Source organism: Gryllotalpicola ginsengisoli DSM 22003, assembly GCF_000419445.1.
Taxonomy (GTDB): domain Bacteria; phylum Actinomycetota; class Actinomycetes; order Actinomycetales; family Microbacteriaceae; genus Gryllotalpicola; species Gryllotalpicola ginsengisoli.
This window is the reverse complement of the sequence record NZ_AULK01000001.1, coordinates 780,348-793,530: the sequence shown is the minus strand read 5'-3', so window position 1 is coordinate 793,530 and position 13,183 is coordinate 780,348. Positions and strand designations below refer to the sequence as shown.

General features: G+C 70.8%; 10 protein-coding genes and 1 tRNA gene. 4 read left to right on the top strand and 7 right to left on the bottom strand.

The window, feature by feature from the left end; translation table 11 throughout:
* Nucleotides 1-728: 728 nt before the first annotated feature.
* Together H563_RS0103885 and H563_RS0103880 are read right to left on the bottom strand one after the other, a co-directional pair.
* Nucleotides 729-1,028, bottom strand: a complete 300-nt coding sequence (locus H563_RS0103885) for a GIY-YIG nuclease family protein (protein WP_027479067.1) — start codon at nucleotides 1,026-1,028, stop codon at nucleotides 729-731.
* Nucleotides 1,029-1,249: 221 nt separating this feature from the next.
* Nucleotides 1,250-2,596 (bottom strand): zinc-dependent metalloprotease, encoded by a 1,347-nt coding sequence (locus H563_RS0103880; RefSeq protein ID WP_027479066.1) that lies wholly within the window; start codon nucleotides 2,594-2,596, stop codon nucleotides 1,250-1,252.
* Between the two features lie 76 nt (nucleotides 2,597-2,672).
* Here H563_RS0103880 and H563_RS0103875 point away from each other — a divergent pair, with 76 nt between their 5' ends.
* Both H563_RS0103875 and H563_RS0103870 read left to right on the top strand, forming a co-directional pair.
* Nucleotides 2,673-3,800, top strand: a complete 1,128-nt coding sequence (locus H563_RS0103875; RefSeq protein WP_022881296.1) for a YlbL family protein — start codon at nucleotides 2,673-2,675, stop codon at nucleotides 3,798-3,800.
* Between the two features lie 9 nt (nucleotides 3,801-3,809).
* Nucleotides 3,810-6,764 (top strand): UPF0182 family membrane protein, encoded by a 2,955-nt coding sequence (locus H563_RS0103870; RefSeq protein ID WP_022881295.1) that lies wholly within the window; start codon nucleotides 3,810-3,812, stop codon nucleotides 6,762-6,764.
* 134 nt (nucleotides 6,765-6,898) lie between these two features.
* On the opposite strand, the gene H563_RS0103865 is transcribed toward H563_RS0103870, so the two are convergent.
* Genes H563_RS0103865 through H563_RS0103855 form a run of 3 tightly spaced genes read right to left on the bottom strand, consistent with a single transcriptional unit; the run spans nucleotide 6,899 to nucleotide 9,213 of the window.
* Nucleotides 6,899-7,924: an agmatine deiminase family protein gene (locus H563_RS0103865; RefSeq protein WP_022881294.1), complete on the bottom strand. Its 1,026-nt coding sequence runs from the start codon at nucleotides 7,922-7,924 to the stop codon at nucleotides 6,899-6,901.
* Nucleotides 7,921-8,856 carry a nitrilase-related carbon-nitrogen hydrolase gene (locus tag H563_RS14830; RefSeq protein WP_022881293.1) on the bottom strand — a complete coding sequence of 312 codons (936 nt, stop codon included), beginning with the start codon at nucleotides 8,854-8,856 and terminating at the stop codon, nucleotides 7,921-7,923. Before H563_RS14830 ends, H563_RS0103865 begins: the two co-directional genes overlap by 4 nt.
* A gap of 36 nt (nucleotides 8,857-8,892) precedes the next feature.
* Nucleotides 8,893-9,213: a hypothetical protein gene (locus H563_RS0103855; RefSeq protein WP_022881292.1), complete on the bottom strand. Its 321-nt coding sequence runs from the start codon at nucleotides 9,211-9,213 to the stop codon at nucleotides 8,893-8,895.
* Between the two features lie 72 nt (nucleotides 9,214-9,285).
* On the opposite strand from H563_RS0103855, the gene H563_RS0103850 reads away from it, so the two are divergent.
* Nucleotides 9,286-10,863, top strand: coding sequence for a CHAP domain-containing protein (locus tag H563_RS0103850; protein ID WP_155864986.1), 1,578 nt, complete (start codon nucleotides 9,286-9,288; stop codon nucleotides 10,861-10,863).
* 57 nt (nucleotides 10,864-10,920) lie between these two features.
* On the opposite strand, the gene H563_RS0103845 is transcribed toward H563_RS0103850, so the two are convergent.
* Nucleotides 10,921-10,994: transfer RNA gene (locus tag H563_RS0103845), tRNA-Met, on the bottom strand.
* Between the two features lie 106 nt (nucleotides 10,995-11,100).
* On the opposite strand from H563_RS0103845, the gene H563_RS0103840 reads away from it, so the two are divergent.
* Nucleotides 11,101-11,913 carry a carbon-nitrogen hydrolase family protein gene (locus H563_RS0103840; RefSeq protein WP_022881290.1) on the top strand — a complete coding sequence of 271 codons (813 nt, stop codon included), beginning with the start codon at nucleotides 11,101-11,103 and terminating at the stop codon, nucleotides 11,911-11,913.
* On the opposite strand, the gene H563_RS0103835 is transcribed toward H563_RS0103840, so the two are convergent.
* Complete coding sequence (locus H563_RS0103835; RefSeq protein WP_022881289.1) at nucleotides 11,883-13,085, bottom strand: pyridoxal phosphate-dependent aminotransferase; 1,203 nt, start codon at nucleotides 13,083-13,085, stop codon at nucleotides 11,883-11,885. The two genes, H563_RS0103840 and H563_RS0103835, sit on opposite strands and share 31 nt — an antisense overlap.
* Nucleotides 13,086-13,183 lie beyond the last annotated feature (98 nt).

The following is a 13,183-nucleotide window of genomic DNA, read 5'->3' as shown; positions in this document are numbered from 1 at the left end:
GGGCCTCGCGCTCGCCGAACACGACCGCCAGCTGCGGCACCTCGCGCAGCTGCCAGCGCCCGTACCGGGCGGGGGCGACGGCGTAGGAGCCGACCAGCACGACCGCGTCGATCGGCGCTCCGCCCGGCGACGGCGGCTCGGAGGCGAGCGCGGCGCCGAGGCCGCGCAGCACGGCGGCGATCGCGCGGGAGGTGGGCCCGTTGCCGTCGACCGCGAGCCGCAGCGACTCGGGGCCGCGCGCCGGCGGCGACGGGGGAGTGCTCAGGTCGAGCAGCGCCGGCCGCACCGCGTCCACGAGGCGCTCTGCCGCGCCCGGGTCGGCGCCGGCGTTCGAGGCGAGCACGGCGAGGGCGGACTGCGGTGTTCCGACGGCGAGCGCGGCGAGCATCCGCTCGGTCGCGGGCGTGGGGTCGTCGATCACGGCGATCGGATGCTCCGCCCCGAGCTGCACCGTCGTCGGGGAGCGCCACACCACCGGCACCGCCGGGTCGAGTCGCAGGATCATGCCCGCCAGTGTGCCCCGCTCCGCCCCACCCCGCCGCCGACTCTCCACAGCCGGTTCGCGCGCGCGTCCCGCCGGCTGAGGAGGCCCGCAGGGCCGTCTCGAAGCCGCCGCACCCCCTGTCCCGCCGGCTGAGGAGGCCCGCAGGGCCGTCTCGAAGCCCGCGCATCCCCCTTCTCGTTGGCTGAGGAGGCCCGCAGGGCCGTCTCGAAGCCCGGGCGACGCGTCAGTCCGGCGTCGCCTGACCCCCGCCCCGTCTGGCCAGCTTCTGCAACTGATTCCAGTCGCCTCTGATCAGCGCTTCCTTCTTCGCCCGGCTCCAGCCGTGAATACGCCGCTCCATGGCCCACGCATCGGCCACGCTGTCGAATTCGGCGACGAACACCAACTCGACGGGCATCCGCTTGCTTGTGTAGGCGGACCCCTTGCCTGCTCCGTGCTGGTCCATTCGCGCGTCGAGGTTGCTCGTACTGCCGACGTAGTAGCTTCCGTCCGCGCAGCGGAGCATATAGGTGTAGCCGCTCATGGCGACGAGTGTGACGGAGGCAGGGACGGGGCGAAGCGCGGTCTCCACAGGGCGGGCTTCGAGACGGCCCTTCGGGCCTCCTCAGCCGGCGGGGGCGCGTGGCTTCGAGACGGCCCTTCGGGCCTCCTCAGCCAGCGGGAGTCGAGGGCGCTTCGGGCCTCCTCAGCCAGCGGGAGTCGAGGGCCCTGGGGTCTCCTCGGCCACCTGCAGCGGCGGGCGCGCTACTCCTCGTGGGGGCGGTCGGTGGTGTCGTCGGCCAGGAGGTCCTCGATCGCCTGGTCGATCGCGTCCATCTCGGGATCGGCGGGGGCGTCGCCCTTGAGCCGCGCGATCAGCCGCTGCGGGTCGTCGATGTCCTCGCCGGTCGGCTGGATGTCGGGGTGCGACCACAGCTCGTCGCGGGCGGCCGGCCCCACCGCATCCGATACGGCTTGCCACATGGCGGCCGCCTCGCGCAGCCTGCGCGGCCGCAGCTCGAGCCCGACGAGCGTCGCGAACGCGCTCTCGGCCGGTCCGCCGGCGGCCCGGCGGCGGCGCACCATCTCGGCGATGCTGTCGGCCTTCGGCAGCCGGCCCGTGGCCTGGGCGGTCACCACGTCGACCCAGCCCTCGATCAGCGCCAGCTGGTTCTCGAGCCGGGCGAGCGCGGCCTGCTGCGCCTCGGTCTTCGGCGGGATCAGCGCGCCCGAGGCGAGCGCGTCGCGCAGCTCGTCGGGGTTGGACGGGTCGAAGGACGCGGCCACCTCTTCCAGGCGATCGGTGTCGATACGGATGCCGCGGGCGAACTCCGTGATGGCCGTGATGACCTGCAGCCGCAGCCACTTCGCGTGCCGGAACAGGCGCGCATGCGCGAGTTCGCGCACGGCGAGGTACAGCGCCACCTGGTCGTCCGGGATGTCGAGCCCCTCGCCGAAGGCGGCGACGTTCTGCGGCAGCAGCGCCGCCTGCCCGTCCTCCAGCAGCGGGATGCCGATGTCACCGCCCGAGACGACCTCCTGCGACAGCTGGCCCACGACCTGCCCCAGTTGCATGGCGAACAGCGTGCCGCCCACCGCGCGCACCATCTGGCCGGCGTTCTGCACCATGCCCTGCAGCTCTTCCGGCGCCTGGTCGCGCAGCACCCCGGTGAGCGCGTCGGCGATCGAGTTGGCGACCGGCTCGGCCAGCTGCGTCCACAGCGGCATGGTGCGCTTCACCCACTCGGCGCGCGTCAGCAGTGCGGGCTCGGAGGGCAGCGGACCCATGCCGGTGGCCTCGTCCAGCCAGAGATCGGCGACGTGGAACGCCTGGCCGAGCGCCGACAGCCGGCCTGGCGCGGTCTCCACCGAGGTCTGCATCGCGAGCTGGCGGCCCTGCTGCAGGGCGAGATCCCAGTTGATGGAGCCGTCGGCGTTGCCGCGCAGGGCTCCCTGCAGTTGCATGATCAGCTGCTGCAGTGCGGCCGGGTCGCTCGGCAGCCCCGCGGCCCCGGCGAGCTTCTGCGGGTCGATCCCGCCCGTGCCCGAGAGCATGTCCCGCAGCATGTCGCGCAGGGCGTCCTCGGGGCTCTTGTCGTCCTCGTCCGCCATTGCTCTCTCGGCCTTTCCTCGTCAGCGGCCCCGGTAGCATCGGGCCTGCTCCCACGCTAACCCGGAAAGAATCGCGATGACCTTGTTCCAGCAGCCCGACGACTACTCTCTGCGCGAACGTGACGAGCGGATGCCTCGCGGCAAGCGCGTGGGATGGTGGCTGCTCACCGCATCCGTCGTCGCCCTGCTGATCCTCGGCTTCGCGCCCTCGCCGTACGTGATCGAGCAGCCCGGGCCGGTGTTCAACACGCTCGGCGTCGACACGGCGATCGGCGCCTCGGGCGAGGGGGCGACCAAGCCCGTGCTGACCATCTCGGGCGCGAAGACCTACGCGACCAAGGGCGCCCTCGACCTGCTCACCGTGAACGTGGTCGGCAACCCGCAGCAGCTGCCGAGCTGGTTCCAGGTCGCCGAGGCGTGGTTCGAGAAGTCGAAGGCGATCGTCCCCGTCGAGGTGGAGTTCCCGGCGGGCCAGACCTCGCAGGAGGCCGACCAGGAGAACGCGCAGGAGATGTCGAGCTCGCAGCAGGACGCGACGGCGGCGGCGCTCAACGAGCTGGGCTACGACTTCACGCAGACGGTCGTCATCGCCGGCGTCGAGTCGGGCACCCCGGCCGACGGCAAGCTGAAGGCCAACGACCAGCTGAAATCGGTCGACGGCACGGCCGTGCACGGGGTGCAGGCGCTGCGCGATGCCGTGCAGAAGTCCGGCGGCAAGCCGGTCGACCTGGAGATCGTCCGCTCGGGCACCACCCGGCACGTCACCATCACTCCCTTCAAATCCGACGGCGCCTGGACGCTCGGCGTGTACGCGGGCATGCAGTACGGCACGATGCCCGTGAAGGTCGACTTCCAGCTGGCCGACATCGGCGGCCCCAGCGCCGGCCAGATGTTCGCGCTGGGGATCATCGACAAGCTCACGCCCGGCTACCTGAACGGCGGCAAGAAGGTCGCGGGCACCGGCACGATCGACAACGAGGGCGACGTGGGCGCCATCGGAGGCATCCGTCAGAAGATGTACGGGGCCCGCGCGGCCGGGGCCACCGTGTTCCTCGCGCCCGAGTCGAACTGCGACGAGGTGGTCGGCCATATCCCCGACGGATTGCACGTGTACGCGGTCTCCACGCTCGACGACTCCCTGAAAGTGCTGAAAGCCGTCTCGGCGGGAACCGGGACGGAATCCCTGCCGACCTGCCATCGATAGGCTGAAGCCGTGAGCTCCGCCGCTGCAGAATCCCGCCCTGCCCGAGGTGTAGATCGCCGCCGCCGTGCCGCGGTCTGGATCACCATCGGCGCGATCGTGCTGCTCGTCGTGCTCTTCTTCATCTTCGCCGGCGTCTTCACCGACGTGCTCTGGTACCGGCAGCTCGGCTACCTGGGCGTGCTCACCACCCAGTGGCGCTGGGGCCTCGGCATGTTCGCGGTAGGATTCCTCGGCATGGGCGCTCCGCTGTGGGTGTCGATCCAGCTCGCCTACCGGCTGCGTCCGGTGTACGCGAAGCTCAACACCCAGCTCGACCGCTACCAGCAGGTGGTGGAGCCGCTGCGGCGGCTCGCGGTGTGGGGCATCCCCATCGTGTTCGGCCTGTTCGCCGGCGTCGCCGCGGCCAGCAGGTGGCAGCTCGCGGCCGAGTGGCTGCACTCGACCCCGGCTGGAACGAAGGATCCGCAGTTCCACCTCGACACCTCGTTCTACCTCTTCCAGCTGCCGTTCCTGCACTCGGTCGTCGCCTTCGCCTCGGCGGTGCTGATCATCGCCTTCCTCGCCACGGTGGCGACCGCCTACCTGTACGGGTCCATCCGGGTGGCGGGGCGCGAAGTGCGGGTGTCGAAGTCGGCCCGGGTGCAGCTCGCCGTCATCGCCGCGGTCTACATGGCGGCGCAGGCGCTGAGCATCTGGCTGGACCGGTACGACACCCTGACCGACTCGAACGTCAACGACACGATCAACGGCGCCGCGTACACCGACGTGCACGCCACGATCCCGGCGCGGGCGATCCTGTCGGGCATCGCCGTGATCGTCGCCCTGCTGTTCGTCGTCACCGCCGTGATCGGCCGCTGGCGCTACCCGCTCGTCGGCCTCGGCCTGCTCATCGTGAGCGCGCTCGTGATCGGCACGCTCTATCCGTGGGGCGTGCAGAACCTCCAGGTGAAGCCGAGCGAGAAGACGCTCGAGTCGACGTATGTGGAGCGGGCGATCAAGGCGACCCGCACCGCGTACGGCGTCGACGACGTCGACGTGGAGAGCTACGACGCGTCGGCCACCGCCGAGCAGGGGGGCCTGCGGGAGGACGCCGACACGACGGCCAACATCCGCATCCTCGACCCGACGGTCGTGAGCCCGGCCTTCAGCCAGCTGCAGCAGTACCGGCAGTACTACCAGTTCCAGACCGACCTCGACGTCGACCGCTACACCGTCGACGGCAAGGTGCAGGACACGGTGGTCTCCGTGCGCGAGCTCGACCAGGACGGCCTCGGCTCGTCGTCGAAGAACTGGTACAACGACACCTTCGTGTACACGCACGGATACGGCCTGGTGGCGGCGTACGGGAACAAGCGCTCCGACGACGGCGCTCCGGAGTTCCTCGAGTCGGGTCTGCCGACCTCGCAGAACCTGGGCGACTACGAGCCGCGCATCTACTTCGGCGAGGACTCGCCGACGTACTCCATCGTCGGCGCGCCGAAGGGCAGCAAGCCCGTCGAGCTCGACTACCCGGCCGGCGAGAACGGCAGCCAGGCGACGTACAACACGTACACCGGCGACGGCGGCCCGAAGATCGGCAACTGGTTCGTGCGCCTGCTCTACGCGCTGAAGTTCCAGGACGAGCAGATCGTGCTCTCCGACCAGGTCAACTCCGACTCGCAGATCCTCTACGACCGAGACCCGGTCGAGCGGGTCGAGAAGGTCGCCCCGTACCTGACCCTCGACTCCGACCCGTACGCCTCGGTGGTCAACGGGCGCATCGTGTGGATCATCGACGGCTACACCACGAGCGACGACTACCCGTACTCGAAGTCGCAGTCGTTCAGCGACTCCATCGCCGACTCGCAGACCGAGAAGCAGCCGTACCCGATGGACGACATCAACTACATCCGCAACTCGGTCAAGGCGACTGTCGACGCCTACACGGGCAAGGTGACGCTGTACGCGTGGGATGCCTCCGACCCGATCCTCAAGACGTGGGAGAAGATCTTCCCGGGCACGGTCAAGCCGATCTCCGACATGAGCGGGGCCCTGATGAGCCACGTGCGCTACCCGGAGGACCTGTTCAAGGTGCAGCGCTCGATCCTCGGCTCGTTCCACGTGCAGGACGCGGGAGCGTTCTTCTCCAACGAAGACGTGTGGAAGGCGCCGCCGGACCCGTCGAAGGACAACACGACGGTGCAGCCCCCGTACTACCTGACGATGAAGCTGCCGGGGGAGACCTCGCCGGCGTACACGCTGTACTCCACGTACATACCGGCGTCGTCGTCGACCACCAGTCGCAACATCCTCAAGGGCTACCTCGCCGTCGACTCGGATGCCGGTGATCAGAAGGGCAAGGTGGCCAGCGGCTACGGCAAACTCACGCTGCTGACCATCCCATCCGACGACAATGTGTGGGGCCCCGGCCAGGTGCAGGCGACGGTCGAGGCCGATCCCACCATCTCTCAGAGCCTGAATCAGTTGCGCATCGGCGGATCCACGCAGGTGACCTACGGCAACCTGCTCACCATCCCCGTCGGCGGCGGCATGCTGTACGTCGAACCGGTGTACGTGAAATCGACCGGGTCCACGAGCTATCCGCTGCTGCAGGAGGTCGTCGTGTCGTTCGGCACGCGGATCACGATGCAGCCGACCCTGGACAAGGCGCTCGACGTGATCTTCGGCGGCAATTCCGGCGCCGATGCGGGCGATGCCGGTACGCAGCCGACGACGCCGGCCACGACCGGCGGCAGCGGTGGCGGCTCGACGTCCACGGCGACACCGACGCCTACGCCCACGCCGACGCCCAGCGCGACGTCCTCGTCCGGCACGGACTCGACCGTCAAACAGGCGATCAAGGACGCGCAGCAGGCCTACGACGACGAGCAGCAGGCCATGAAGGACGGCGACTGGACGGCGTACGGCGAGGCGCAGCAGCGACTCGAGGAGGCGCTGGAGCGCGCCGCCGCCGCGGAGAAGTAGCCCGCGCTTTCGGTGGCTGAGGAGCGCCGCAGGCGCGTCTCGAAGCCCCTCCTCAGGGACCGCCCTTCGAGACCGCCCTGCGGGCCTCCTCAGGGACCGGTGGCTGAGGAGCGCCGCAGGCGCGTCTCGAAGCCTTAGCGCCGGCTCGGCTGCTGCTGCGTGATGCAGTGGATCCCGCCGCCGCGCGCGAACAGCGGCCGCGCCTCGACCGAGACGACCCGGCGCCCCGGGTACGCCTCGGCGAGAATCGCGGCGGCCCGTTCGTCGGCCTCGCGGTCGCCGAACGCGCAGGCGATCACCCCTCCGTTCACGACGGCGTGGTTCACGTAGTTGTAGTCGACGGGCCCGTCGCCGTCGTCGAGCACGGATGGCGCGGGCAGTTCGACGACGTCGAACCGGCGGCCCGCGGCATCCGTCTGCTCGGAGAGGAACGCGCGCAGTGCACGCGTCACCTCGAAATCGGGGTGCGCCGGGTCCGGCTGGTGGTGCACGAGCAGCGTGCCGGCGGAGGGGATCGCGGCGACCATGTCGACGTGGCCGCGGGTGCCGAACTCCTCGTAGTCGCGGGTGAGGCCGCGCGGCAGCCAGATCACCTTGCGGGCGCCGAGGGTGCGGGCGAGTTCCGCCTCGACGCGCTCCTTCGTCGCATACGGATTGCGCCCGGGGTCGAGCTGCACCGTCTCGGTGACGAGCACCGTGCCCTCGCCGTCGACGTGGATCGCGCCGCCCTCGTTGACCAGCAGCGAGGAGACGACGGGCGTGCCGGCGTCGGCGGCGACGGTCTGCGCGATCAGCGCATCCTTGCCCCACGTCGCCCAGGCCGGGGCACCCCACCCGTTGAAGATCCAGTCGACGGCGGCGAGCGAGCCGTCGTCGGCGTGCACCCAGGTCGGCCCGATGTCGCGCATCCAGGCGTCGTCGAGCGGGGCGACCACCGTCTCGATGTCGCTGCGCAGGTAGCGGTGGGCCACCTCGACCTGGCTCGGGTCGACGACCACCGTGACGGGTTCGAAGTCGGCGGCTGCCGCCGCGACGGCCGCCCACGTGGAGCGCGCCTCGTGCGCGTCGGCCGCGGTCTCGCCGAGCGTGTAGCCACCGGTCGGGAAGGCCAGCCACAGCCGCTCGTGCGGGGCCGTCTCGGCCGGCATCAGGCGGCTCACGTGAGGCTCGCGTAGGTGTCGGGGCGGCGGGTGGCGAAGAACGGGAACAGCTCGAGCCATTCGCCGCGGCTCTTCAGGTCGAGGTCCGCCACGAGCACGGCCGACGCGTCGCGCGGCGCCTGGACGAGCACGCGGCCGAACGGGTCGGAGATGAAGCTCGTTCCGTAGAAAGTGAGGTCGCCCTCGTCGCCCCAGCGGTTGGGCACGACCATGAACAGCCCCGAGGTGATGCCGTTCGCCACGATCACCTTCTGCCACAGCGGGGCGGTGTCGAAGTGCGGGAAGTCGGGCTCGGAGCCGATCGCGGTGGGGTAGGCGAGGATGTCCGCGCCCGCCAGGCCGTAGGCGCGCGAAACCTCGGGGAACCACTCGTCCCAGCACGTCGGCAGCCCGAGCGTGGCCCCGCCGAGCGCCTCGACCGGATAGACGGGATACGGGTCGTCGGCGGGCCCGGGGCGGAAGTAGGTGTCTTCGTAGTACCCCGCCGTGACGGGGATGTGCGTCTTGCGGGTGCGGCCGATGAGCCGCCCGTCCGGTCCGAGGAGGATGGCGGTGTTGTAGCCGCGGGGGTCGTCGGGCCGGTCGTCCTCGGCCGGCCGCTCGTACAGGCTCGCGTGCACGACGACGTCGTGGTCTCGCGCCTGTCGGGACGCGAAGGCGAAGGTCGGTCCGCCGGTCAGGTCCTCGGCGGCGTCTTTGGGGGTGCCGCTCGCGCGCACGTTCGCCGGGTACTTCGACAGGGTCAACTCCGGGAGGAACACCGCCCTGGCTCCTGCCTGGGCGGCCGCGGCGATGCCCTCGGCGAGTTCGGCCTCGAGCGCCTCGCGGTCCGGCCGCCAGCGGTGCTGCACCAGGGCGACGCGCACCACTGGCCGGGGCGCGTCGTCGGTCTTCAGGGGCGCCTCGACGGGCCCGGCGGTGATCACGTGCATGGCAGCGATCATGCCAGGGCGGCGGTGACGGCGGTGTTACCGGAGCCCTTCCACGCTGACGCCGGGCAGCTCCCGCAGCCCGTCGAGCACCTTGGCGCGCACCATCCGCTCGACGTCGTGCCGCGGAGTGCCCGCTCGCGCCTGCTCGGTCGCGGCGCTGAGCGCGTCGTCGAGCACGCCGACGACGGCGTGGCGCACGGATGCCGCGGGCGAGTCCGCCTCGTCGATGAGCCGGTCGAGCGTGGCCGTCGCCTGGTCGAGTTTGCGCTGCGGCGCGAGCGCCGGGTCGGTGATGATTCCGACGAGCTTGTTCACCAGATCGCGTGAGACGTGCGCCACGCCGCGGGGTTCGGCCATGGCACCAGTCTGCCGCCACTTCGGGGGCGGGAACTATCGCTGACCGGGGCCGATGCCGCATGCTTGCGTGTTGTGACTACCAACGCATCCGCGGCTGCCGCTCGACGCATCCGTGCCCTTCTCGCCGGTCTCGTGGTCTGCGCCCTGCTGGCGGCCGCGCCCATGCTGCAGCCGCAGCGCGCGGAAGCCGCGAGCGCGGACACCCTGGATCACGTGGTCTCGCTCGCCGAGTCGACCCAGGGCGAGACCCTCGGCGAGCTCGAGAAGCAGTGGAACCCGACGGGATCTTGGGCGAACTTCAGCGCGGACTGGTGCGCCTGGTACGTCACGTACCTGCTGCGCAACAACGGCGTCGCGTTCACCGCGAAGGACTTCTTCGTGTCCGACCTGTGGAACACCTACGTGAAGGCGGGGCGGGCCCACTCGCTGCCCTACGGCGCGAAGCCCACCGTCGGCGCGCTCGTCTTCTACGGCACCGGGAATGCGCAGAGCCTGACCCACGTCGGCCTCGTGGTCGGCGTCTCCAAGTCGGGCCTGCCCCGCACCGTCGAGGGCAACACCGGCTTCTCCGCCAGCCATGTCGGCTATTACGGCGACAGCACCTCGTATGCGAACAGCAAGGTGAACACCTTCATGGGGCCGCACGACACGGTCTACGGATACGCGTACCCACGGTACGGCGCCTACGACTCCCTCTCCTCGACCGGCTCGACCGGGACAGCGATCGCCCAGGTGACCACGACGATGTCCTCGCACGAGGTCGCGCTGACCTCGAGCGCGTCCGACTTCTGGACCGTCGGCTCGAGCCGCAAGGACTGGCGCGCCCGGGTGCGCCCCGGTTCGAGCCCCTCGATCGCCGCCGTCAGCTCGGGCCACGAGACCGCCTTCGCCACGAACACCGACGACCTGTGGAGCCTCGGCGACGCGGGCAGCTACGACTGGGAGATGACGGTCGCGCCGAACACCTCGCCGTCGCTGACCGCGTACGGGTCCGGATACCAGATCGCCTTCGTCGGCAAGGACGGCACCCTCATCTCGGTCGGTGCGGCGGGCACGCGCAAATGGGGCGTCGCGGTGCGCGCCGGCACCAGCCCGGCCATCGCCGCGGTCTCCGGCGGATACGCGATCGCCTACGTCACCAAGGGCGGCGACCTGCGGGTCGTTCTCTCCCGCGACGGCTCGATCAAGGACTGGAACCGCGCGGTGCGCAGCGGCACGAATCCGGCGATCACCGCAACGCCGACGGGATATGAGGTGACCTACGTGACCTCGAGCGGCACGGTCTCCACCGTCGGGGCGCTGGGCACCCAGAACTGGCCCGTCGGCGTCGCGGCCGGAAGCAGCACGGCGGTCACTGCGGTCACCGGCGGATACGTGGTCGCGGTGCGCGCGTCCGGCGGCACGCTGATGACGTCGACCGTCGTGTTCTCCACCTCGGGTGCCACCCGCACGACGGTGAAGTGGGGGGTCGCGATGATGGCGGGCTCGTCGCCGTCGCTCGCCGCGGGCGACGGCACCGGCTTCACCGCCGCCGTGCGCGCCACCAGCGGCAACCTCGTCACCGCCACGGCGACCGCGGCGGGCGCCACCCGCACGGTGACCTGGGCGGCCAAGCTCGGCGCGGGAACCAGCCCGTCGATCACCGGCTGACCCGCCGCCAGGCAAAGGGAAAGGCCCGGAAAACCGTGGTTTTCCGGGCCTTTTTCGTTGCGGGGGCAGGATTTGAACCTACGACCTCTGGGTTATGAGCCCAGCGAGCTACCGAACTGCTCCACCCCGCGGCACAAGTAAAGAGACTAGCACGCGATACGACATGACTGAAATCGAGGGCCCCGATCGCGAGCTCCGTCCGGCCGTCGCGCGCTCTGCCTCTATAGGGTCGGGGATATGGCCGAACTGCAGCTCGCCGTCGCGCAATTCGCCCCCGGCTCCGACACCGAGGCGAACCTCGCGGCCATCCGCTCTCTGGCCCGCGCCGCGGTCGCGCGCGGTGCGCGTCTGGTCGTCTTCCCCGAGTACTCGTCGTTCTTCGTCAATCCGGTCGGCGCGCCGTTCCTCGACGCCGCCGAGACGCTCGACGGCACCTTCGTCACGGCCCTCGGGGCGCTCGCCGACGAGCTCGATGCGACCATCGTGGCGGGCATGGCGGAGCGGAGCGAGCAGCCGGGCCGGTTCTCGAACACCGTCGTCGCCCTCGCACCCGGCTCGGGCCTCGTGGCGAGCTACCGCAAGCAGCACCTCTACGACGCGTTCGGCGCACGGGAATCCGAGTGGGTCGCGCCCGGCGGGCTCGAGGAGCCCCAGCTGTTCGACGTCGACGGCGTGCGGATCGGCCTACAGACCTGCTACGACCTGCGCTTCCCCGAGGTCACCCGCCGCATCGTCGACGCCGGCGCCGAACTCGTGCTGGTGCCGAGCGAATGGGTGCGCGGCACCCTCAAAGAGCACCACTGGCGCACCCTGATCACGGCGCGCGCCATCGAGAACACCGTGTACGTCGCCGCCGCCGACCACGTGCCGCCGGTCGGCGTGGGCGCGTCGCTCATCGTCGACCCGGTGGGCGTGACGCTCGCCGAGCTCGGCGATGAGACGGATGCGGCCCTCGCAAGCCTCTCCACGCAGCGGCTGCACGAGGTGCGGCAGATGAACCCCGCCCTCGAGCTGCGCCGCTACACGGTGGTGCCCAAAGCCGCGAGCTGAACCGCGGCGGCCTCCAGCACTGCGGCCCTCTTGCAGAACGCGAAGCGCACCAGCGAGCGCGCGTCGCCGCGATGCTCCTCGCGGTAGAACGCCGACAGCGGGATCGCGACCACGCCCGCCCGGGCCGGCAGCTCGCGGCAGAACTCGACCGCGTCCGGGTAGCCGAGCGGCGCGGCGTCCGCGACCACGAAGTAAGAGCCGTGCGATTCGAACACGTCGAATCCGGCCTGGCGCAGACCGTCCGAGAGCAGGTCTCGCTTGTCCCGGAGCGCCGCCGCAGCATCCGCGAAGAACGCGTCCGGCAGCGCGAGCCCGGCCGCGATCGCCGGCTGGAACGGCGCCCCGTTCACGTAGGTCAGGAACTGCTTGACCGCGAGCACCGCGGTCACCAGCTCGTGCCGGGCGGTGAGCCATCCGATCTTCCATCCGGTCGTCGAGAACGTCTTGCCGCCGCTCGAGACGGTGATCGTGCGATCGGATGCGCCGGGCAGCGTCGCGACCGGCGTGTGCGGCCGGTCGAAGGTGAGGTGCTCGTACACCTCGTCGGTGAGGATGAGCGCGTCGTGCCGCTCGGCGAGCTCGACGATCGTCTCGAGCACCTCGCGGTCGAACACCGCGCCGGTCGGGTTGTGCGGGTTGTTGACGAGGATGACGCGGGTGCGGTCGGTGACCGCCGCGCGCAGTTCGTCGAGGTCGGGGCGGAAGTCGGGCGCGCGCAGCGGAACCGTGACGTGCCGGCCGCCGGCCAGCGCGATGAGTGCCCCGTAGGCGTCGTAGAACGGCTCGAAGGTCAGCACCTCGTCGCCCTCGTCGACGAGCGCGAGCAGGCTCGCCGCGAGGGCTTCCGTCGCGCCGGCCGTGACGAGCACCTCCCGGTCGGGGTCGACCTCGAGGCCGTAGAACCGGCGCTGGTGCGCGGCGATCGCCTGCCTGAGCTGCGCGGTGCCGATACCGGGCGGGTACTGGTTGACGCCCTCGCGGATGGCCCGGGCGGCGGCCTCGAGCACCTCGGCGGGTCCGTCTTCGTCGGGGAAGCCCTGACCCAGGTTGATCGCTCCGGTCTTCACCGCGAGGGCGCTCATCTCGGCGAAGATCGTCGACGCGATCGATCCGTCAGGGGCGAGCAGGCCGGCGCCGGCTGCGGCACGTTGCCAGGGTCCTCGAATGTGCATGGCCTTCACGCTACGCGCCGGCGCCGGTGCGTCGCTCGGATAGGCTGGCCCGAGCCCTCGGCGGCGTCCTCAACTGCGTTCGAGGGGGCTCTGAGGGC

Excerpts from the sequence above, each read along its gene's own strand:
- H563_RS0103855 (WP_022881292.1), bottom strand. The coding sequence starts at position 9,213 with ATGGCCGAACCCCGCGGCGTGGCGCACGTCTCACGCGATCTGGTGAAC.
- H563_RS0103840 (WP_022881290.1), top strand. The coding sequence starts at position 11,101 with ATGGCCGAACTGCAGCTCGCCGTCGCGCAATTCGCCCCCGGCTCCGAC.
- H563_RS0103880 (WP_027479066.1), bottom strand. The coding sequence starts at position 2,596 with ATGGCGGACGAGGACGACAAGAGCCCCGAGGACGCCCTGCGCGACATG.
- H563_RS0103875 (WP_022881296.1), top strand. The coding sequence starts at position 2,673 with ATGACCTTGTTCCAGCAGCCCGACGACTACTCTCTGCGCGAACGTGAC.
- H563_RS0103885 (WP_027479067.1), bottom strand. The coding sequence starts at position 1,028 with ATGAGCGGCTACACCTATATGCTCCGCTGCGCGGACGGAAGCTACTAC.
- H563_RS14830 (WP_022881293.1), bottom strand. The coding sequence starts at position 8,856 with ATGCACGTGATCACCGCCGGGCCCGTCGAGGCGCCCCTGAAGACCGAC.
- H563_RS0103835 (WP_022881289.1), bottom strand. The coding sequence starts at position 13,085 with ATGCACATTCGAGGACCCTGGCAACGTGCCGCAGCCGGCGCCGGCCTG.